The 19,767-nt window shown below is 72.4% G+C and carries 17 protein-coding genes; 14 read left to right on the top strand and 3 right to left on the bottom strand.

Going from position 1 to position 19,767, the window contains the following annotated elements; all coding sequences use genetic code 11:
- Nucleotides 1-151: 151 nt before the first annotated feature.
- The 3 genes from AQJ84_RS25575 to AQJ84_RS25565 all read left to right on the top strand — a co-directional run bounded on the left by AQJ84_RS25575 (nt 152) and on the right by AQJ84_RS25565 (nt 3,276).
- The gene (locus AQJ84_RS25575) at nt 152-1,123 is read left to right on the top strand and encodes an aldo/keto reductase (protein WP_030038458.1); all 972 of its coding nucleotides are present in this window, start codon (nt 152-154) and stop codon (nt 1,121-1,123) included.
- 81 nt (nt 1,124-1,204) lie between these two features.
- Nucleotides 1,205-1,756, top strand: a complete 552-nt coding sequence (locus AQJ84_RS25570; RefSeq protein WP_030038459.1) for a TetR/AcrR family transcriptional regulator — start codon at nt 1,205-1,207, stop codon at nt 1,754-1,756.
- Complete coding sequence (locus tag AQJ84_RS25565; RefSeq protein WP_053190225.1) at nt 1,753-3,276, top strand: MFS transporter; 1,524 nt, start codon at nt 1,753-1,755, stop codon at nt 3,274-3,276. The genes AQJ84_RS25570 and AQJ84_RS25565 overlap by 4 nt, the downstream gene beginning before the upstream one ends.
- Nucleotides 3,277-3,426: 150 nt before the next feature.
- Here AQJ84_RS25565 and AQJ84_RS25560 read toward each other — a convergent pair whose 3' ends face one another.
- Nucleotides 3,427-4,098: a lysophospholipid acyltransferase family protein gene (locus tag AQJ84_RS25560; RefSeq protein WP_030038462.1), complete on the bottom strand. Its 672-nt coding sequence runs from the start codon at nt 4,096-4,098 to the stop codon at nt 3,427-3,429.
- 377 nt (nt 4,099-4,475) lie between these two features.
- On the opposite strand from AQJ84_RS25560, the gene AQJ84_RS25555 reads away from it, so the two are divergent.
- The 3 genes from AQJ84_RS25555 to AQJ84_RS25545 all read left to right on the top strand — a co-directional run bounded on the left by AQJ84_RS25555 (nt 4,476) and on the right by AQJ84_RS25545 (nt 6,787).
- Complete coding sequence (locus tag AQJ84_RS25555; protein WP_053190226.1) at nt 4,476-5,663, top strand: glycerophosphodiester phosphodiesterase; 1,188 nt, start codon at nt 4,476-4,478, stop codon at nt 5,661-5,663.
- A gap of 75 nt (nt 5,664-5,738) precedes the next feature.
- The gene (locus tag AQJ84_RS25550) at nt 5,739-6,245 is read left to right on the top strand and encodes an RNA polymerase sigma factor (RefSeq protein WP_053190227.1); all 507 of its coding nucleotides are present in this window, start codon (nt 5,739-5,741) and stop codon (nt 6,243-6,245) included.
- A gap of 44 nt (nt 6,246-6,289) precedes the next feature.
- Nucleotides 6,290-6,787, top strand: coding sequence for a GNAT family N-acetyltransferase (locus AQJ84_RS25545; protein WP_030038466.1), 498 nt, complete (start codon nt 6,290-6,292; stop codon nt 6,785-6,787).
- A gap of 6 nt (nt 6,788-6,793) precedes the next feature.
- Here AQJ84_RS25545 and AQJ84_RS25540 read toward each other — a convergent pair whose 3' ends face one another.
- Nucleotides 6,794-7,225, bottom strand: coding sequence for a hypothetical protein (locus tag AQJ84_RS25540; protein ID WP_030038467.1), 432 nt, complete (start codon nt 7,223-7,225; stop codon nt 6,794-6,796).
- The gene (locus AQJ84_RS25535) at nt 7,206-7,565 is read right to left on the bottom strand and encodes a hypothetical protein (protein ID WP_030038468.1); all 360 of its coding nucleotides are present in this window, start codon (nt 7,563-7,565) and stop codon (nt 7,206-7,208) included. Before AQJ84_RS25535 ends, AQJ84_RS25540 begins: the two co-directional genes overlap by 20 nt.
- 69 nt (nt 7,566-7,634) lie before the next feature.
- Here AQJ84_RS25535 and AQJ84_RS25530 point away from each other — a divergent pair, with 69 nt between their 5' ends.
- The 8 genes from AQJ84_RS25530 to cobA all read left to right on the top strand — a co-directional run bounded on the left by AQJ84_RS25530 (nt 7,635) and on the right by cobA (nt 19,762).
- Complete coding sequence (locus AQJ84_RS25530; protein ID WP_030038469.1) at nt 7,635-8,285, top strand: HAD family hydrolase; 651 nt, start codon at nt 7,635-7,637, stop codon at nt 8,283-8,285.
- Between the two features lie 316 nt (nt 8,286-8,601).
- The gene (locus tag AQJ84_RS25525; protein WP_078631610.1) at nt 8,602-9,708 is read left to right on the top strand and encodes a methionine ABC transporter ATP-binding protein; all 1,107 of its coding nucleotides are present in this window, start codon (nt 8,602-8,604) and stop codon (nt 9,706-9,708) included.
- On the top strand, nt 9,705-10,442 hold the full coding sequence (locus AQJ84_RS25520) for a methionine ABC transporter permease (protein WP_053190228.1): 738 nt from the start codon (nt 9,705-9,707) through the stop codon (nt 10,440-10,442). Before AQJ84_RS25525 ends, AQJ84_RS25520 begins: the two co-directional genes overlap by 4 nt.
- A gap of 78 nt (nt 10,443-10,520) precedes the next feature.
- Nucleotides 10,521-11,345: a MetQ/NlpA family ABC transporter substrate-binding protein gene (locus AQJ84_RS25515; protein ID WP_030038473.1), complete on the top strand. Its 825-nt coding sequence runs from the start codon at nt 10,521-10,523 to the stop codon at nt 11,343-11,345.
- A gap of 178 nt (nt 11,346-11,523) precedes the next feature.
- A complete protein-coding gene (locus AQJ84_RS25510; protein WP_030038474.1) occupies nt 11,524-12,162 on the top strand; it encodes a GNAT family N-acetyltransferase in 639 nt (212 codons plus the stop codon).
- A 104-nt stretch (nt 12,163-12,266) separates the two neighbouring features.
- Nucleotides 12,267-13,484 (top strand): precorrin-6y C5,15-methyltransferase (decarboxylating) subunit CbiE, encoded by a 1,218-nt coding sequence (gene cbiE, locus AQJ84_RS25505; RefSeq protein ID WP_030038475.1) that lies wholly within the window; start codon nt 12,267-12,269, stop codon nt 13,482-13,484.
- Between the two features lie 379 nt (nt 13,485-13,863).
- Entirely contained in the window at nt 13,864-18,249 is a 4,386-nt protein-coding gene (gene cobT / locus AQJ84_RS25500) for a nicotinate-nucleotide--dimethylbenzimidazole phosphoribosyltransferase (RefSeq protein WP_059198868.1), read from the top strand.
- Nucleotides 18,250-18,529: 280 nt separating this feature from the next.
- Complete coding sequence (cobA, locus tag AQJ84_RS25495; protein WP_053192358.1) at nt 18,530-19,762, top strand: uroporphyrinogen-III C-methyltransferase; 1,233 nt, start codon at nt 18,530-18,532, stop codon at nt 19,760-19,762.
- Nucleotides 19,763-19,767 lie beyond the last annotated feature (5 nt).

Genomic DNA, 19,767 nt, shown 5'->3' with positions numbered 1-19,767 from the left:
CGGCTCCGCCGCGCGGGTGACCGGCCACGAGGCGCCCGTGCCCGCCCGGGAGGCCCACCGCCGGCCTCTTGGACGCCCCGGCCTCACCGAAGGTCATCGCGGGTTACGTTGGTCAGGAGCCGTACCGGAGCCGACCACGACGGAGCCCGCGATGCCCTTCGCCCGACTGGCCACAGCGACGACCCCCACCTGCCACATCGGCCTCGGTCTGGCCGCCGTCGGCCGCCCCGGCTACATCAACCTGGGCAGGGACGCCGACCTCGGGGACAACCGCAGCGTCGACCGGCTGCGCACCCGCACCCACGAACTCCTCGACGCCGCCTACGCCCAGGGCGTCCGCTACTTCGACGCGGCCCGCTCCTACGGCCGTTCGGAGGAGTTCCTCGCCGACTGGCTCAACGCCCGCCCCGACGTCGACGACATCGTCGTCGGCAGCAAGTGGGGCTACACCTACACCGCGGCCTGGAGCACCGACGCCGAGCAGCACGAGGTCAAGGACCACACGCTTGCCACCTACGAGCGGCAGCGCGCCGAGAGCGACGCAATTCTCGGCGACCGGCTCGACCTCTACCAGATCCACTCGGTGACCCCGGACAGCCCAGCCCTCACCGACAAGGAACTCCACGCGAGGCTGGCGGAAGCCGCCGCGCAGGGCCTGACCGTCGGCTTCTCCACGAGCGGCCCCGCCCAGGCCGACGCGATCCGGGCCGCGCTCGCCGTCACGGTCGACGGCGAGCCCCTGTTCCGTACCGTCCAGTCGACCTACAACGCCCTGGAGACCTCGGCCGCTCCGGCCCTCGCCGAGGCGCACGCCGCCGGACTCACGGTGATCGTCAAGGAGGCCATGGCCAACGGCAGGCTCGCGGCCCCGCACGCGCCGGACGCCCTGAAGGCGGTGGCCGAGGAGACGTCTCTGGGGTGCGACGCCGTGGCGCTCGCGCTCGTCCTGCGCCAGCCGTGGGCGGGGGTGGTCCTGTCCGGCGCGGCCACCGCCAACCAGCTCGCCTCCAACCTGCACGCGGCGGTCGTCGACCTCGACGACGACCAGCTGGGCCGGCTGGCGGCGCTGGTCGAGGGCCCGCAGGCCTACTGGGAGAAGCGCGGGCAGCTGCCCTGGCACTGAGAAAAGCCTGAGACCGACCCCACATGAGACATCCATGCCCATGGTGAGACAGTCATGTCTCACATGGGTTATCGTCGTCTCATGGCCGTCGATCGTGACCACGTACTGCGCAGCGCCGCAGCCCTGCTGACCCGCAAATCCACCGCGACCATGGACGAGGTCGCCAAGGCGGCCGGGATCAGCCGGGCCACCCTGCACCGTCAGTTCGCCGGGCGGGACGCACTGGTGCGGGCGCTCGAGGCGCTCGGCATCGCGGAGTGCGAGGCCGCCCTGGACGCGGCCCGGCTGGACGACGGACCAGCCGAGGACGCCGTGCGCCGCCTGGTGCACGGGATCGAGTCCGCCGCCGGTCTGCTCGCCTTCCTCTACACGGAGAACCAGCTGTTCGAAGGCGAGGAGCAGAACGCGGGCTGGGCCACCATCGACGACCGGATCTCCGCCCTGTTCCGGCGCGGCCAGCTCGGCGGCGAGTTCCGCATCGACCTCACCCCCGCCTGGCTGACCGAGGCCCTGTACGGCCTGCTCGCCTCCGGCGCGTGGATGGTGCAGAGCGGCAAGGGCGCCCCCAAGGACTTCACCCACATGATCGCCGAGCTGCTGCTCGGCGGCGCACTACGGAGAGAGGAACCATGACCAGCACCCTGCAGCCGGTGACCACGACCGAGGCGGTGAAGCGCCCCGGCCGTTGGCTCGCGCTCTCCGTCCTCGTGCTCGCCGTGCTGCTGGTGGCCGTGGACGCGACCGTCCTCGGCCTCGCGACCCCCTACATCAGCGAGGACCTCAATCCCACCGGCACCCAGCTGCTGTGGATAGGCGACGTGTACTCCTTCGTCATCGCCGGACTGCTCGTCTCCATGGGCAGCCTCGGCGACCGCATCGGACGCAAGCGGATCCTGCTCGTCGGTGCCACGGCGTTCGGCGCGGTGTCCGTCCTCAACGCCTACGCCACGACACCCGAGATGATGATCGTCGCCCGGGCGCTGCTCGGCGTCGCGGGCGCGACCCTGATGCCGGCCACGCTCGCCCTGATCCGCAACCTGTTCCACGACCCGCGCGAACGCAGCCTCGCCGTCGGCGTCTGGGGTGCCACCGCTTCCGCGGGCACGGCCATCGGCCCGATCGTCGGCGGCTTCCTGCTCGAGCACTTCTGGTGGGGCTCGGTCTTCCTGATCAACCTGCCCGTGATGGCGGTCCTCGTCCTCGTCGGCGTCAAGCTGCTGCCCGAGTCGCGGAATCCGCGTCCCGGACCGTGGGACATGCTCAGCGTGGTGCTGTCCCTGGTCGGCATGATCGGTGTGGTGTACGCCGTCAAGGAGGCGGCCACCCACGGCCTCACGGGGGAGACGCTCGCCGCGGCCCTGGTCGGAGCGGGCGCGCTGTACGGCTTCGTACGCCGCCAGTTCACCCTGCCGACCCCGCTCCTGGACATGCGGCTGTTCGGCAACCGTGGCTTCAGCGGGGCGGTCCTGGCCGACCTGCTGACCATCCTCGGCCTGTCCGGACTGGTGTTCTTCCTCTCCCAGTACCTGCAACTCGTGCAGGGCAGGGGTCCGCTGGAGGCCGGCCTCGCGGAACTGCCCGCCGCCGTGGGCGCGGTGGCGGCCGGTCTGGTGGCCGGGTCCGTGGCCCGTCGCTACTCGGTGCGGTCCGTGGTCGCCGGCGGTCTCGCCGCCGTCGGCCTCGCGCTGGCCTCCCTCGCCGTGCTCGACCAGTCCACCGGCTACCCGCTCCTGGGTGCCGCGCTCCTGGTCGTCGGCATCGGCGCCGGCTTCTCCTTCACGGTGACCGCCGACGTGATCCTCGGCTCCGTCCCCAAGGAGCAGGCGGGCTCCGCGTCCGCGGTCTCCGAGACGGCGTACGAACTGGGCGCCGCCCTCGGTATCGCCGTGTTGGGCTCCATCGTCACGGGCGTGTACCGCGGCTTCACCGGTCCGGCGGGCACTCCGGCTCAGGCCCACGAGTCGCTGGGCGGCGCGGTGGAGGCGGCGGAGGGCCTGCCGACGCAGACGTCGGAGGCGTTGCTGGACGCGGCCCGCGGCTCCTTCGTGGACGGCCTGGCCCTGGCGGCCGGCGTGGGCGCGGTGGTGCTGCTGGCGGCGGCCGTCGCGGCATGGTTCCTGCTGCGCGGCCAACGGCTGGACAGCGCGTCCTGATCCGGGGGCGGCCTCTGGACCACGACGCCCCGCGCCGGATCGTCCGTGGAGCGGCCCGCCCCGCGAGAGGCCGACGGTGGCCCGCCGCGCGAGACGCCGACGGCGGGCCGCCCCCAGGGGCAGCCCGCCGTCGGCCGTGCCGTAACCGCCCTACGCGGCCTTGGCCTTCGTGGCGTACATGTCCACGTACTCCTGTCCGGACAGCCGCATGACCTCGGTCATCACGGAGTCGGTGACCGCCCGCAGGACATAGCGGTCGCGGTCCATCCCCTCGTACCGGGAGAACTCCATCGCCTCGCCGAAGCGGACCGTGACCCGGCCGGGGCGCGGGATGCCCGCGCCGCCCGGCTGCAGCTTGTCGGTGCCGATCATGGCGAAGGGCACCACGGGCGCCCCGGTCATCAGGGTGAGCCGGGCGATGCCCGTGCGACCGCGGTACAGGCGGCCGTCGGGGGAGCGGGTGCCCTCGGGGTAGATGCCGAAGACCCGGCCCTCCTCGAGGACGCGGCGGCCGGTCATCAGCGCGGCCACCCCGCCGCGCCCGCCGTCACGGTCCACCGGGATCATGCCGACGCCGATGAAGAACCAGGCCATGAACCGGCCTTTGAGGTTCTTGCCGGTGACGTACTCGTCCTTGCCGATGAAGAAGACCTGCCGGTCGCACACCAGCGGAAGGATCATCGAGTCGATGAACGTCAGGTGGTTGCCGGCCAGGATGACGGGACCGTCGCCCGGGATGTGCTCCGCACCCTCCACCCGTGGGCGGAACATCAGGCGCATGATCGGTCCGAGCACTGCCTTGATGAGCACGAAGCGGGACAACGAGCCCTCCGATGTCAAGAGAACGGTCAAGGAATCTGTATGAGTCTGTGCAGGTGAGGACATTACTCGCGGCCCGGGGGGTCGCGCACATCGGGAGCGCCGGGTTCACCGAGGTCTTACGTACTGTTGACGTTCGTTTACCTGCGGTGGCACGGCGTTTCCCGGCGGTAACCCGGCCGGAACGGTGTGACGGACCTCGCGCGGGGCCCTCTGCTGGACGCGTACCCCCGCCCGGCGGGGTGAAGCCGACAAACCGTCAGACATCTGTTCCCATACGACATCCTGAGTCACCCGCGTGTTCCGCCCGAGGTCTCCCGCCCGTCACGTACCCGCACCTACGATCGGCCCGCATCGAGGAGCCGACGGCAGGAGACGCCATGGGAACGCAGGCATCGGGCAAGTCGCAGGAGTCGCACGAACGGACGCAGGGCACCGCACGCCGGGCCCTCCTCGGCGCGGCGGTGCTCGGCGCGGGAGGGGCGGTCCTCGGACTGTCCGGCACGGCCAGAGCCGCCGACGCGGGCCACGGCGGCCGGGGCGGCGTGAAGAGCCTGCCGGTGCCCACGATCATCGGCCACCGCGGGGCAAGCGGCTACCGCCCCGAGCACACGCTCGGCTCGTACCAGCTGGCCCTCGACATGGGGGCCCACGTCGTCGAGGCGGGCGACCTGGTGCCCACCAGGGACGGCCACCTCGTCTGCCGCCACGAGCCCGAGATCGGCGGCACGACCGACGTGGCGAACCACCCCGAGTTCGCCGACCGCCGGACCACCAAGGTCCTCGACGGCGTCTCCACCACCGGCTGGTTCACCGAGGACTTCACCCTCGCCGAGCTCAAGACGCTGCGCGCGATCGAGCGCATCCCCGCCAACCGGCCGCACAACACCCTCTACGACGGCCGCTGGGAGATCCCCACCTTCGAGGAGGTCCTGAGGTGGCAGGACGAGCAGACCCGTCAGCGCGGCCGGCAGGTCTGGATCTACCCGGAGCTCAAGCACCCCACCTACTTCCGCAAGCTGGGCCTGGGCCTGGAGGAGCGGGTGGCGAAGCTGCTGCGCAAGTACGGCAAGGACCGGTGGAAGTCGCCCGTCATCCTGCAGTCGTTCGAGCCGACCAGCATCCAGCGCCTCAACAAGCTGGTCGACAACCCGCTCGTGGTCCTCCTGTCCGGCGCGAGCACCCGCCCCTGGGACTTCGTCGAGACCGGCGACCCGCGCACGGTCGCCGACCTCGTCAAGCCGGCCGGCCTCAGGGAGATCGCCTCCTACGCCCAGGGCATCGGCCCCACCCTGGACCTGGTCATCCCGAAGGACTCCGCGGGCAACCTCACCGCGCCGACCACGCTCGTCGCGGACGCGCACAAGGTGGGCCTGATCCTGCACCCCTACACGATGCGCAACGAGAACCCCTTCCTGCCGCCCGCCTTCCGCAAGGGCACCGACGCGGACGCCTACGGCGACGTCTTCGGCCTCTACGAGACGTACTTCGCCACGGGCATCGACGGCGTCTTCACCGACCAGCCGGACACCGGCCTGCTGGCCCGCGAGGACTTCGTCAACGGCTGAGCCGACGGCACCGGTTGGGGTGAACAGCCGGCCGCCCGGGCAACCCACGACCCGGGCGGCCGCGTCGCCCTGCATATGACGCACGACCTCGTCACCACCCTGCGCCCCCTGCTCACCGCCGAGGCCTTCGCCGAGGCACATGCCACCGGTACCGAACCGGGCGACCTGGAACAGGCGGTCTGGGTCCGCCTCCTGGAGCACCTGGACACCCAGGGCCCGCCGCCCGACCCGCACGGCTGGCTCCGCCGCGCCGTCCGCTCCGAGTCCCGCCGCACCCGCCGTACGACCCGGGTCGAACGGCCGTACGGCATGGAGCCGGCCGACGACGGCGGCCGCACCCCCGAACAGCTCGCCCTCGCCTCGGCCCGCCGCCGCGCCCTCCACGACGCCGTACGCCGGCTGCCCGGCCGCTGCCCCCGGCTGATGGCGGCCCTCCTGTCGCCCAGGGACCTCACCTACCGGGAGATCGCGGGGGAGTTGGGTATCTCACAGGGCAGTCTCGGTCCGGAACGTTCCAGATGCCTGGGATGTCTGCGGCGATTGCTCGCGCCGGAGGTTGCGGCTCACGGAGCACGGGGATAGGAGTGAGGACAACAGGCGATCAGGTGAGCGGGAGGCGTGCGCACATGGGCATGAGCGTGACCATCTCGGCGGCGACCGAGCAGGACGCGGAGCAGATCTTCAGGCTGCAGTACCTGTGCTTCCAGAGTGAGGCGGCGCTGTACGGCAACTACCGCATCGACCCGCTGGTCCAGAGCCTGGACTCGGTCCGGGAGGAGGTCGCCGGGGACTGCGTCTTCGTGGCCCGGCTCGGCGAGGAGGTGGTCGGCTCGGTACGCGGCGCGGTGAGCGAGGACGGTGCCGCCGCCATCGGCAAGCTCTGCGTCCACCCCCGTCTCCAGGGCCACGGGATCGGCGCCCGGCTCCTGCGGGCGGCCGAGTCGGCCCTCGCGGAGGAGCGCGGCGCCAAGAAGTTCCGCCTGCACACGGGCCACCGCAGCGAGGGCAACCTCCGGCTGTACCGCCGGGTGGGATACCAGACGGTGGGCACGTCCGAGGGCGCCGACGGCGTGCCGATGATCGTCCTGGAGAAGCCGGCGGGGGCCTACGTCGCCACCGCCTGAGAGGTTCTAGGCGGTTCGCGCCCTGCGCAGCCAGTAGATGGCCGACAGGGGCAGCAGCACCGGGATGAAGACGTACCCCATGCCGTAGTCCGACCAGACGGTCGCGTCCGGGAACGCCGAGGGGTCCACCAGCGTCCAGGTGCCGACCGTCAGCACGCCCACCAGCTCGGCGGCGCAGCACACCAGCGCCGCCCTGCGGGCCTTCTCGCCTCCGCGCACCAGGGTGTAGGTGATGAAGCCGTAGACGAGACCGGCCAGCGCGGACAGCGTGTACGCGAGCGGCGCCCGGTCGAACTCCGTCGCGATCTGGTAGATCGAGCGCGACACCGCACCGACGACCATCACGCCGTACAGCCACACGAGCAGTGTCCCCGGACCGCTGGTCAGTCGCGTCGGCCTCTCCTGTGTCACGACCACCTCAGCCTCCCCAGATGTCATAGAGCCGCACCTCCAGCACCGCCAGCACCACACCGCCGGCGGCGACCGTCACCGACCCCCACCGCGTCCGCTCGCCCAGGGACATGAACCCGGCCGCGGGGACGCACGCGAACGCGCCCAGCAGATACGCCACGAAGATCGTCGTGCCCTGCTCCGGCTTCTCGCCCCGCGCCAACTGCACGATCCCCACCACCAGCTGGACCAGGGCCAGTACGGACACCACGGCCATGCCGATGAAGTGCCAGTCCTTGGTCGGCTGGTCACGGTACGCGGCCCAGCCGCACCACGCGGCGAGCAGAAGCGCGGCGACGCCGGTCACCAGCGTCAGGACAGCAAGCATGCCGCGACCCTATTACGGGCCAAAAGACCCGATGCCGCCGACCCCGGCCTGCACCGTAGGGTCGAGGGCATGAAGATCCACGCCCAAGCCCTCCTGTTCGACAACGACGGAACCCTCGTCTCCTCCCTCGCCTCGGTGGACCGCTGCTGGACCCGGTGGGCCGTGGAGTACGGGATCACCGCCGAGGAGTTCGCCCGCGTCGAACTGCACGGGCGGCCGGCCGTGGAGATAGCCGCCGACCTGTTGCCGACCGACGTGGTCCCGCAGGCCCTCGCGCGGATCGAGCAGCTGGAGGTGGAGGACGTGCCGAACGACGGCGTCCACCTGCTGCCCGGCACCAAGGGGTTCCTCGACGCACTGCCCGCCGAGCGCTGGGCCGTCGTCACCTCCGCCACCCGCCGCCTCGCCGAGGCCCGCCTCGACGCCGTCGGCATCCTGCCCAAGACCCTGATCGCCGCCGACGACGTCACGCACGGCAAGCCCCACCCCGAGCCCTACCTCCTCGCCGCCCGCGAACTGGGCGTCGACCCGGCCCGCTGTGTCGTCTTCGAGGACGCCCCGGCCGGTCTGCGGGCGGGCCGCGCCGCCGGTATGACCACCGTGGCATTGACCACAACCCACCAGGCCCACGAACTCGAGGCCGACCTGGTGGTGAAGGACCTGTCGGCCTTGTCCGTCCTGGTCACCGACGGGGGAGTGGAGATCTCCGTCCGCGCCTGACCCGCGTCCGCCGCTGTCCGGCATCCGGACAGCGGCACTTTGTCAGGACCGTACGTCTGCTTTACTGATCGCATGACCACGACGAGCAGCCGCACCCTTGCGACCGAGGCGACCATGACGCCCGGTGCTCGTTGTATGTGTCGAATGTGCGCCTTCTAGAGGGCCCCCGCACCACCCCGAGCCTCGCGCCCCGAAGCGAGACGCCGTGGCATGTCCGTACGCCGTGAAGCCCGTACGTGACTGACGCCGCCCCGCGCACATGTTCTCCCCGGTTCCCCACGCCACCGCACGAGAACCGTGCCGCGTTCCCGACCGAATGCACCCGCCAGGGCACACCCACGCCCTGCACTCGACAGTGACGGAAACCCACGTGATCACCACCTCGGGCCTGACGAAAATCTATCGGGCTGACCGCTCCCGCGGCCGCGAGGTCACCGCCCTCGACGGCGTCGATCTCCATGTCCGCGAAGGCGAGGTCTACGGCGTCATCGGCCAGTCCGGCGCCGGCAAGTCCTCACTCATCCGCTGCGTCAACCTCCTGGAGCGCCCCACCGCAGGGACGGTGACCGTCGCCGGGCAGGACCTCACCGCCCTCGCCGGGCGCGGGCCGCGCGCCGGCCGTGAACTCCGCCGGGCGCGCAGCCGCATCGGCATGGTCTTCCAGCACTTCAACCTGCTGTCCACCCGGACCGTGCGGGACAACGTCGAGCTGCCGCTGGAGATCCTCGGCAAGTCGGGCAGGGACCGCTCGCGCAAGGCCCTGGAACTGCTCGACCTGGTGGGACTCGCCGACAAGGCGGGGGCCTACCCGGCCCAGCTCTCCGGCGGTCAGAAGCAGCGTGTCGGCATCGCCCGCGCCCTGGCCGGCGACCCCAAGGTCCTGCTGTCCGACGAGGCCACCAGCGCCCTCGACCCGGAGACCACGCGCTCCATCCTCCAGCTGCTGCGTGACCTGAACCGGCAGCTGGGCCTGACCGTCCTGCTCATCACCCACGAGATGGACGTCGTGAAGTCGATCTGCGACTCGGCCGCCCTCATGGAGAAGGGGCGCCTCGTGGAGTCCGGCACGGTCAGCGAGCTGCTGGCCACTCCGGACTCCAAGCTGGCCGCCGCCCTGTTCCCGGTGGGTGGCGAGGCCTCCGGCAGCGACCGGACCGTCGTCGACGTCACCTTCCAGGGCGAGGCCGCCACCCAGCCGGTCATCTCCCAGCTCTCACGCACCTACAACATCGACATATCGATCCTCGGCGCCGCCATCGACACCGTCGGCGGCCTCCAGGTCGGCCGGATGCGCATCGAACTGCCGGGCCACTACGAGGACAACGTCGTACCGATCGGCTTCCTGCGCGAGCAGGGCCTGCAGATCGACGTGGTCGGCGAACCGGGCCAGGAGCCCGTGCTGGTGAAGGAAGGTGCCAAGTGACCTGGTCGCAGATGCAGCCCCTGCTGGAGCAGGCGTGTTGGGACACCCTCTACATGGTCGGCTGGTCCACGCTGATCGCGGTTGTCGGAGGCCTTCCGCTCGGCATCCTGCTCGTCCTCACCGACCGCGGCGGACTCCTGCAGAACGTGGTCGCCAACAAGGTCATCGGGCAGGTGGTGAACGTCGCCCGCTCGATGCCGTTCATCATCCTGATGGTCGCGCTGATGGGCTTCACCCGCTCGATCACCGGGACGACCATCGGCCGTGAGGCCGCGATCGTGCCGCTCGCGATCGGCGCCATCCCCTTCTTCGCGCGCCTGGTCGAGACGGCCGTCCGCGAGGTGGACGGCGGACTCGTCGAGGCCGTCCAGTCGATGGGCGGCAACACCTGGACGGTCGTACGCAAGGTCCTCGTACCCGAGTCGCTGCCGTCGCTGATCTCCAGCACCACGACCACGGTCGTCGCCCTCATCGGCTACTCCGCGATGGCCGGCACGGTCGGTGCCGGCGGCCTCGGTGACATCGCCATCCGCTACGGCTACCAGCGCTTCGAGACCCAACTGATGTGGATCACCGTGGCGATCCTCGCCGTGGTCATCTCGGTCATCCAGTTCGCCGGCGACTACGCGGCCCGCTCCCTGCACCGGCGCGCCGGGCACTCCGGCCCCGGGCCGAGGCTGCGCCTGCTGAGGGCCAAGGAGCCGGCGACGGCCGAGGTCGGCAAGGTCGCCTGAACACCCCCGCCCACCCCCGCAGATTTCCCCGTCACACCCACCACGGGGTCGCTCCACCCATAAGGAAAGGCACTTTTCGTGCGTAACACCGCCAAGTTCACCACCGCCGCCCTCGCCGCCGGAGCCCTCACCCTCGGGCTCACCGCCTGCGGTTCGGGCGACTCCGCCTCCGACACCAGCGGACCGCTGGTCGTCGCCGCGAGCCCCACCCCGCACGCCGAGATCCTGAACTACGTCAAGGACAACCTGGCCGAGAAGGCGGGCCTCGACCTCGAGGTCAAGGAGTTCCAGGACTACATCGTGCCGAACACGGCGACCGAGGACGGCTCGGTGGACGCCAACTACTTCCAGAACCAGCCCTACCTCGACGACTTCAACAAGAAGCGCGGCACCCACATCGTGCCCGTCGTCACGGTGCACCTGGAGCCGCTCGGCCTCTACTCCCACAAGGTCAAGAGCGCCGACGAGCTGAAGAGCGGTGCGACCGTCGCCCTCCCCAACGACGCGGTCAACGAGGCGCGCGCCCTGAAGCTGCTGGCTGACGACAAGCTCATCACCCTCAAGGACGGCGTCGGCAACGAGGCGACCCCGCAGGACATCGTCGGGAACCCGAAGAAGCTCAAGTTCAAGGAGGTCGAGGCGGCCCAGACCGTGCGCTCCCTCGACGACGTGGACGCCGCCGTCGTCAACGGCAACTACGCCATCTCCGCGGACCTGAAGCCCGCCACGGAGGCCCTCGTCCTGGAGTCCGCGAAGAACAGCCCGTACGGCAACTTCCTCGCCGTCAAGGAGGGCAACGAGGACGACCCGCGCGTGAAGAAGCTCGCCAAGCTCCTCACCTCCGCCGAGGTGAAGAAGTTCATCCAGGACAAGTACGCCGGGTCCGTCATCGCGTCCTTCTGATCGGCCTGCGCGCCGCGACAGCGCCCAACTGCCGCGCTCGGGGCGTATACGGCGTATCGCCACGCACGGGGCTCACTCCATGACACGGAGTGGGCCCCGTCGTGCGACGGGGTGCTTGCATGCTGCATGCTGGGCAGTTCAGCAGGCTGAAGGTTTCCCGACGGTTACGGAGCGGCGCATGACTGGCACCTTCCCCAACATCTCCATCAGCACGGAGCGGTTGGTGCTGCGTCCCCTCGACGAGGACGACGTGCCCGCGCTGGCCGCCATGATGAACGACGAGCAGGTCGCGGCGTGGACCGACGTCCCCCAGCCCTTCACCGAGGACGCGGCCCACACCTGGATCACCGAGCACGCGCCCGCCGAACGCGAGGCCGGCCGCGGCCTCGACCTCGCCGTCACCGAGTTCCTCACCCAGCGCCTGGTCGGCATCGTCCAACTCGGCAAGACGAACTGGCACATCAGGTCCACCGAACTGTCCTACGTCATCGCCCCCTGGGCCCGCGGCGAGGGCTACGCCTCGGAGGCCGCCCTGGCCACCGCCCAGTGGCTCCTGGGCGACCAGAAGCTCGAGCGCATCGAGTTGCGCACGGCGGCCGACAACACCGCCTCCCAGCAGGTCGCCCAGAAGATCGGCTGCATCAGCGAGGGCGTCCTGCGCAACGCCTGCATAGCGCACGTCCGCACCGAGGACGGCACCTGGACCGACGTGCGCACGGACTTCATCGTGTGGAGTCTCCTGCCGGAGGACCTCGACGGCGCGGGCGAGCAGCTGGCCGACTCCGACGGTTTCACGTCGTTCTCGGACTGGAACTGAACGAGGGGGACACGAGACCCGCCCGACTTCACCAGGTACTCTCACCGAGCCCCCTCCGGGCTCCCCCTGACAATCCGCGCACCTCCCCAGGAGACTGAGAGACGATGGCCGACCGGGTCACGGTGATCGGCTGGGACGGCTCGCCGCTGACCGCCGCGGCACGCTCCGCCCTGGGTGCCGCCACGCTGGTGGCCGGTGCCGCCCACCACCTGGCGCTCCCCGAGGTGCCGCCCGGCGCCGAGCGCGTCCGCCTCGGAAGTGTCGCCCTCGCCGCCCGCCGCGTCGCCGGCCACCGCGGCACCGCGGTCGTGCTCGCCGACGGCGACCCCGGCTTCTTCGGAGTCGTACGGACCCTGCGCGCACCGGAGTTCGGCCTGGAGGTGGAGGTCGTCCCCGCCGTCTCCTCCGTCGCCACCGCCTTCGCCCGCGCCGGGATGCCCTGGGACGACGCACAGGTGGTCGTCGCACACCGACGCACCCTGCGCCGTGCGGTGAACGTGTGCCGCGCCCACACCAAGGTCGCCGTCCTCACCTCGCCCGGCGCCGGCCCCGCCGAACTCGGTCTCCTCCTGGAGGGCGTCCACCGCACCTTCGTCATCTGCGAGGAACTGGGCACCGACCGCGAGCAGGTCACGGTCGTCACCTCCGACAAGGCCGCCGACCACATCTGGCGCGACCCGAACGTGGTCATCGTCATCGGCGGAACGGCCGGACCGGGTGGCGCTGGAGACGGCGGCTGGATCGCCGGACGCGACCCGGGCACCGGCCCGCGCGGCTGGGTCCTGCCCGCGAAGGCGTACGGCGGCCGGCTCGGCGAGGGCGAGACCGAAGTGCTGCGCGCGGCCCAACTCGCCCGGCTCGGACCGCGCGTCGGCGACCTCGTCTGGGACATCGGCTGCGGCAGTGGCGCCTTCGCCACCGAGGCGGCACGGGCCGGGGCGGCCGTCATCGCCGTCGACCGGGAACTGGAGGCGTGCGCCCGCACCGAGGCGGCCGCACGCGGCCTCGGGGCGCAGGTGCAGATCGTGCGCGGCGCCGCCCCGCACATCCTGGAGAACCTGCCCGAACCGGACGTCGTCCGCGTCGGCGGTGGGGGAGCGGCCGTGGTCTCGGCCGTGGCCGACCGCCGCCCGCAGCGCATCGTGACGCACGCCGCGACCCGGGACGCGGCCGAACTCGTCGGCCGCGACCTGACCGAGCACGGCTACCAGGTCGAATGCGCCCTCGTTCAGTCCGTCGAACTCGACACCAGGGCCTGGACGGAGACCGAGCGGAGCGTCGCGTTCCTGCTCAGCGGCCTGCTGCCGGACCGCACGGCCTGATTCCTGTTCCGTCCCGGATCGTGTCCCCGTGATCCTGTTGTCGTACTGCGCGCGGTAGGCTGGCCGATCGTTGTACCGCACTCGGACGCCCGGCGCTTCGTAGGCCAATGTCCGGAAAACACGCCCCTTTTGGGGTGGGTGTGGTACTGCGAAAACCGGAGGACGCGCAACGTGGCGCAGTCCACAGCGGGCCGTCGCGGATCAAGCTGTCGCGATGGCGCGACGGCCGCGACAATGCCAGTTAATGGCTTTGTCGTCTTTTGGCGACGGGTCGTTCGTGCCGCTGGGCACGCACGCTCGTTCTTCACTGCGGGGCGGTCGGTGCGCCGTTCCGGGTGAGCCGGCCGTAGGAGCACTAACCGATGGGCGAGGGGTACGCATGACCGACACCGGCCAGGTTCCGGGCGAGGGACTGCCGGAGAACGCAGGCATGGTGGAGCAGCCGGGCGTCTCCGCGCACGGTGCGTACACCTACCTCTCCGAGACCACCGCCGAGGACGAAGACCTGTTGCTGCTGCCGGGCGCCCAGAGCCCCTGGGGCAACGAGGTCGCCCCACCCGCGCCGGAGCCGGTGGTCGAGACGGTCCACGAGCCCGGCCCGCACGAGATGTCCGGCCGCGACAGCGGCTCCGTCGACCTCAACGGCGTCCGCCTCCCCAACCCCGTTCCGGCATCCATGCCGGTCCCGCCCCGCCGCCCGCTGCACCTCGGCCCGCCCATCCCGGACACCTCCGCGAGCCCGGTCCGCTCCCTCGCCGACCGTGGCGCCGTCGGAGCGCCGGCACGTCATGCCGGTCCGCCCACGAGCGGCCCCGAGTACCTCGACGTCCCGCAGCAGCTCCGCGAGATGCCGCCCCAGGGCGCGACGCCCTGGGGTGCCGCCCCCGTCCCGGGCGCGGTCCAGGCACCGGTGCACGCTGGGGTGGCGGCTGCCGAAACGGTTGTTCCGGCGCCGGGCCCCGAGCCCGAGCCGGTGGGCGCGGCCCAGGCCGCGGTGGCCCGCCTCGCGACGGAGGCCGCGACGACCGCGCAGGCCGCGGGCGTTGTGGACGCTCCGCCGGTCGAGGCGACGGTTGCCGAGGCGGAGGCGCTGGGCGACCCGTCGGACGCGGCGGCTGCGGAGGCCCGGAGCGGCGTCGTCCCTCAGCCCGCGGAGGTGCAGAGCGCCGGGATCGAGCAGGTCCCGGACGGCCAGGCCGCCGGTTTCGCACAGATGCCCGACAGCGGCTTCGTACAGCTGCCGGACGCCGGCGAGGGTGTCGGGTTCGCCGAGGCCCCCGGCACTGAGGACGTCGCGGTGGCACCGGTTCCCGACGGCCAGGGTGGCGAGCTCGCCCAGGAACCGTCAGGTCAGGACGCCGGGGGGCACGGAGTACCGGACGCGGAGGTCCAGGAGGGCGAGTACGCCGCTCAGGCTCCGCAGGGCGGCGACGCACCGGCCGGTGAGGCGGTGCCGGGCGGCGACGTTGCGCAGGTTCCCAGAGCGACGCCGGCCCCGGAGGCCGGGCAGGTGCCGGTGACCGTGCCGGCCGCTGGAGAAGAGCACACGCCGGACGCCGTGGTCGAGGCCGCTGCCGCCGTGGACGCCGAGCACGTCGCGGCGGAGGAGGTGCCGGCCGAAGGCGCCGAGCTCGTCGGCGAGGTCACGCCGGAGCAGGGCGCGGACTCGCTCGTCGACCCAGGCCAGCCGGGCGTCGATGCCGCGCAGGTACCCGCGGCCGAAGTCCCCGCGGACACCGAGCCGGCACCGCAGGCCGCTCCTGTCCAGGAAGCCGCCCCTGCCCCCGCCCCCGCCGCGGAGCCGGTACCGATGCCGGAGCACGCGCTCCCTGTCGAGGCGGACCCGGTGGCCGAGACCGACCTGGCGGCCGAGACCGACGTAGCGGCCGAGGCGGACCCGGCGGCGGAGGCGGCACCGGTGGCCGAGGCCCTGCCGGTGGCTGAGCCCGCGACCCCCGAGATCCCGACCGCGCCCGATGCCGTCGACCCCGATGCCGTCGACCCCGATGCCGTCGACCCCGATGCCGTCGACCCCGAGCTCGTCCAGGCGCCGCAGCCCGCTCCCGCGCCGCAGCCCGACCCCGTGCCGGAGGCCACCGCCCCGCAGCCCGCCCCCGCCGAGCCCGCCCCCGACTTCGAAGCGGCCGCCGAACAGCCCGCCGCCGAGCCCGAAACCATCGGAGCCGACACCCTGTCGGCCCCCGCGCCGACCCCCGAAACCGTCGCTCAGGAAGCCGTGCCGCTTCCTGAAGCCCCCGCTCAGCACGCCGTTCAGCCTCCTGCGGCCGACGGCGCCGAGCACCTACAGATCGTCCCCGAAGCCGTCCCCTTCCCGGACGCCGCGCAGGCCCCGCAGCCCGTGGACGTCTCCGCCGGGGCGGCGCCCGTCGAGGAGGCCCCCGTGGCCATGACTCCCGAGCAGTCGCCCCAGCACGGCGAAGCCGACCCGACCGCGCCGGAGCAGTGCCTGCCGCCGCTCGCGGACGCGCAGCCCGGCCAGGACGCGCAGGGCCCCCAGCTCGTCACGGACGCGTCCCTCGCGCAGGAAGGCGTCGCGGACGCAGCCGCCACGCTCATCCCCGCGGACGCCCCGGCCTCGGCCCCGGCCGCCCCCGACGACTCGGCGGACGCGACCGCCCCCCACCCGTCGGGTGCCGAACTGCCCGAGGCGCAGGCCCGGTTCGTGGCCGCCGACGCTCCGGCGGGACCGCTCCCGCAGCCCCACGCCGACCAGCCCCTGGGCCAGTTCGTGCCGGTCGAGGGCTCGGTGCCGACGACTCCGCATCTCGCGCCGGCTCCCGCGCAGGCCTTGACGCTCCCCCCGGAGGCACTGGAGGCCCCGGAGGCGGCCGAACCGGTGGCCGCCGTCCCCACACCCCGCGAGGGCGACCCCGAACTCGTACAGCACGCGGAGGACCTGGACACCAGGGCCGCCGACCAGGAAGACCCGCAGGATCCGCAGAACCCGCAGGACCCGCAGGACCAGGAAGAAATGAGCACGGCGCCCGTGGAAGACGTACGACAGTCCACCGGCCCGGCCGCGCCCGCCTACGACGACGCCGAGCGCGAGGCCGTCCTGAAGGTCATGCGCGAGCGGCGCGACATCCGCAACGGCTTCCGCAGCGACCCGATCCCGCACGAGGTGCTGCTCCGCGTCCTGGAGGCCGCGCACACCGCTCCCTCCGTGGGCCACTCGCAGCCCTGGGACTTCGTCGTCATCCGCTCGGCGGAGACCCGCGGCAGCATGCACGAACTGGCCATGCGCCAGCGGGACGCCTACGCCAAGTCCCTCCCCAAGGGCCGTGCGAAACAGTTCAAGGAACTGAAGATCGAGGCGATCCTCGACACTCCGGTCAACATCGTCGTCACCGCCGACCCCACCCGCGGCGGCCGCCACACGCTCGGTCGGCACACCCAGCCGCAGATGGCCCCGTACTCCGCCGCGCTCGCCGTCGAGAACCTCTGGCTGGCCGCACGTGCCGAAGGCCTCGGCGTCGGCTGGGTCAGCTTCTTCGACGAGCGCGAGATGGTCCGCGCCCTCGGCCTGCCCGAGCACCTCGAGGTCATCGCCTACCTCTGCGTGGGCTACGTCGACGAGTTCCCGGACGAGCCCGAGCTGATGCAGGCCGGCTGGTCCAAGCGCCGCCCGCTGTCGTGGGTCGTCCACGAGGAGACGTACGGCCGTCGCGCACTGCCCGGCGAGGAGCCGCACGACCTGCTCGGCGAGACCGTCGCGCAGATCCGCCCGCTGGACGCCAAGGCGCTCGGCGAGGCCTGGGAGCGGCAGAAGCGCATGACCAAACCGGCCGGCGCGCTCGGCATGCTGGAGATCATCTCCGCCCAGCTGTCCGGCCTGTCCCGCCAGTGCCCGCCCCCCATCCCGGAGCCCGCGGCCGTCGCGATCTTCGCCGGCGACCACGGCGTCCACGCCCAGGGCGTCACCCCGTGGCCCCAGGAGGTGACGGCCCAGATGGTCGCCAACTTCCTCGGCGGCGGCGCGGTCTGCAACGCCTTCGCCGCGCAGGTGGGCGCCGAGGTCTGCGTCGTCGACGTGGGTGTGGCGGCGGACCTGCCCGCGACACCCGGCCTGCTGCCCCGCAAGGTCCGCGCGGGCACCTCCGACATGACCACCGGCTCCGCGATGACCCGCGAGGAGGCCAAGCAGGCCATCGAGGTGGGCATCGAGACCGCCCGTGACCTGGTGGCGGCAGGCAACAAGGCCCTGCTCACCGGCGAGATGGGCATCGCGAACACCACCGCGTCCGCCGCCCTCATCTCCGTCTTCACCGACGCCGACCCCGCCGAGGTCACCGGCCGCGGCACCGGCATCAACGACGAGACCCTCGCCCGCAAGACCGAGGTCGTCCGCCGCGCCCTCGAACTCCACCAGCCGGACCCGGCCGACCCGATCGGGGTGCTCGCCGCGATCGGCGGTTTCGAACACGCCGCCATCGTCGGCCTCCTGCTCGGCGGCGCCTCCCTGCGTACGCCGGTGATCCTGGACGGGGTCAGCGCGGGCGCCGCCGCCCTGGTCGCCCGCGCGATCGCGCCCGAGGTCCTCGCGGCCTGCATCGCCGGCCACCGCAGCGCGGAACCCGGGCATGTGGCCGCCCTCAACAAGCTGGGCCTGCGCCCTCTGGTCGACCTGGACCTCCGCCTGGGCGAGGGCACGGGCGCCCTGCTGGCACTGCCGCTGGTACAGAGCACGGCACGGGCCATGCACGAGGTGGCGACGTTCGACTCCGCCGGGGTGACCGAGAAGTAGACCTGCGGTCACCCGGGACTCCGGTTCCGGGTGGCCCTGCGCTCGGGTGCGGCGGCCGACGACGTCTTGACGGCGCCGCGTCGCACCGTCACCGCACCACCACCGCCCCGCTCAGCCCGCGCCAGGCGTCCCGCTCGGCGGAGCGGGCCGGCACGACCGTGCACGGCCCCGCCCCCCAGGCCACACGCCCAGCCATCGGACACCCGAAGACGCCCCCGCGCCCTCCCCGTAAAATCCGCACGTCAGGGCTACCGCACCGCCGCAACAGGAGCCGCACCTCATGGCCGAACACCCCGCCTACCCCGTAGGCCTCCGCCTCACCGGCCGCCGAGTGGTCGTCCTCGGCGGCGGCCAGGTCGCCCAGCGCCGCCTGCCCGCACTGATCGCGGCGGGCGCGGACATCCACCTCGTGTCCCCCGAGGCGACCCCGTCGGTGGAAGCCATGGCGGACGCGGGCGAGCTCACCTGGCACCGGCGCCCCTACGCCGAGGGCGACCTCGCCGAAGCCTGGTACGCCCTGATCGCGACCAGCGACGCCGAGGCCAACGCCCACGCCTCGGGCGAAGCGGAGCGCCACCGCGTCTGGTGCGTCCGCTCCGACGACGCCGACCAGGCGACGGCATGGACCCCGGCCACCGGCACCAGTGAGGGCGTCACGATCGCCGTCCTCACCTTGAACGCGCGCGGCCGCGACCCCCGCCACACCGCCGCCATCCGCGACGCGGTCGTGGAGGGCCTGCGGGACGGCACCCTCGTCGCCCCCCACCACCGCACCCGCGCCGCCGGTGTCGCCCTCGTCGGCGGCGGCCCCGGCGACCCGGACCTGATCACGGTCCGCGGCCGCCGTCTTCTCGCCGAGGCCGACGTCGTCATCGCCGACCGCCTCGGCCCGCGCGACCTCCTCGCCGAACTCCCCCCGCACGTCGAGGTGATCGACGCGGCGAAGATCCCGTACGGCCGCTTCATGGCCCAGGAGGCCATCAACAACGCCCTGATCGAACACGCCAAGCAGGGCAAGGCCGTCGTACGGCTCAAGGGCGGCGACCCGTACGTCTTCGGCCGCGGCATGGAGGAGCTCCAGGCGCTCGCCGAGGCGGGCATCGCCTGCACGGTCGTCCCGGGCATCTCCAGCTCGATCTCGGTGCCTGGCGCGGCCGGTATCCCGGTCACCCACCGCGGGGTCGCGCACGAGTTCACGGTGGTCAGCGGCCATGTCGCCCCCGACGACGAGCGCTCCCTGGTGGACTGGGCCTCCCTCGCGAAGCTCACCGGCACGCTGGTGATCCTGATGGGCGTCGACAAGATCGGCAGGATCGCCGAGACCCTGGTCGCCCACGGCAAGTCCCCCGACACCCCGGTGGCCCTCGTGCAGGAGGGCACGACGGCCGCGCAGCGCCGGGTCGACGCGACCCTGGCGACGGTCGCCGAGACGGTCCGTACGCGGGAGGTCAAACCCCCGGCGGTCATCGTCATCGGCGAGGTCGTCGACGTCGGCCGGCAGCCCTCTGAGTAACCGCG

Origin of the sequence: Streptomyces resistomycificus, from assembly GCF_001514265.1 — a bacterium.
Classification (GTDB): domain Bacteria; phylum Actinomycetota; class Actinomycetes; order Streptomycetales; family Streptomycetaceae; genus Streptomyces; species Streptomyces resistomycificus.
The sequence above is the reverse complement of the archived record's forward strand: the minus strand, read 5'-3'. Positions and strand labels throughout refer to the sequence as shown.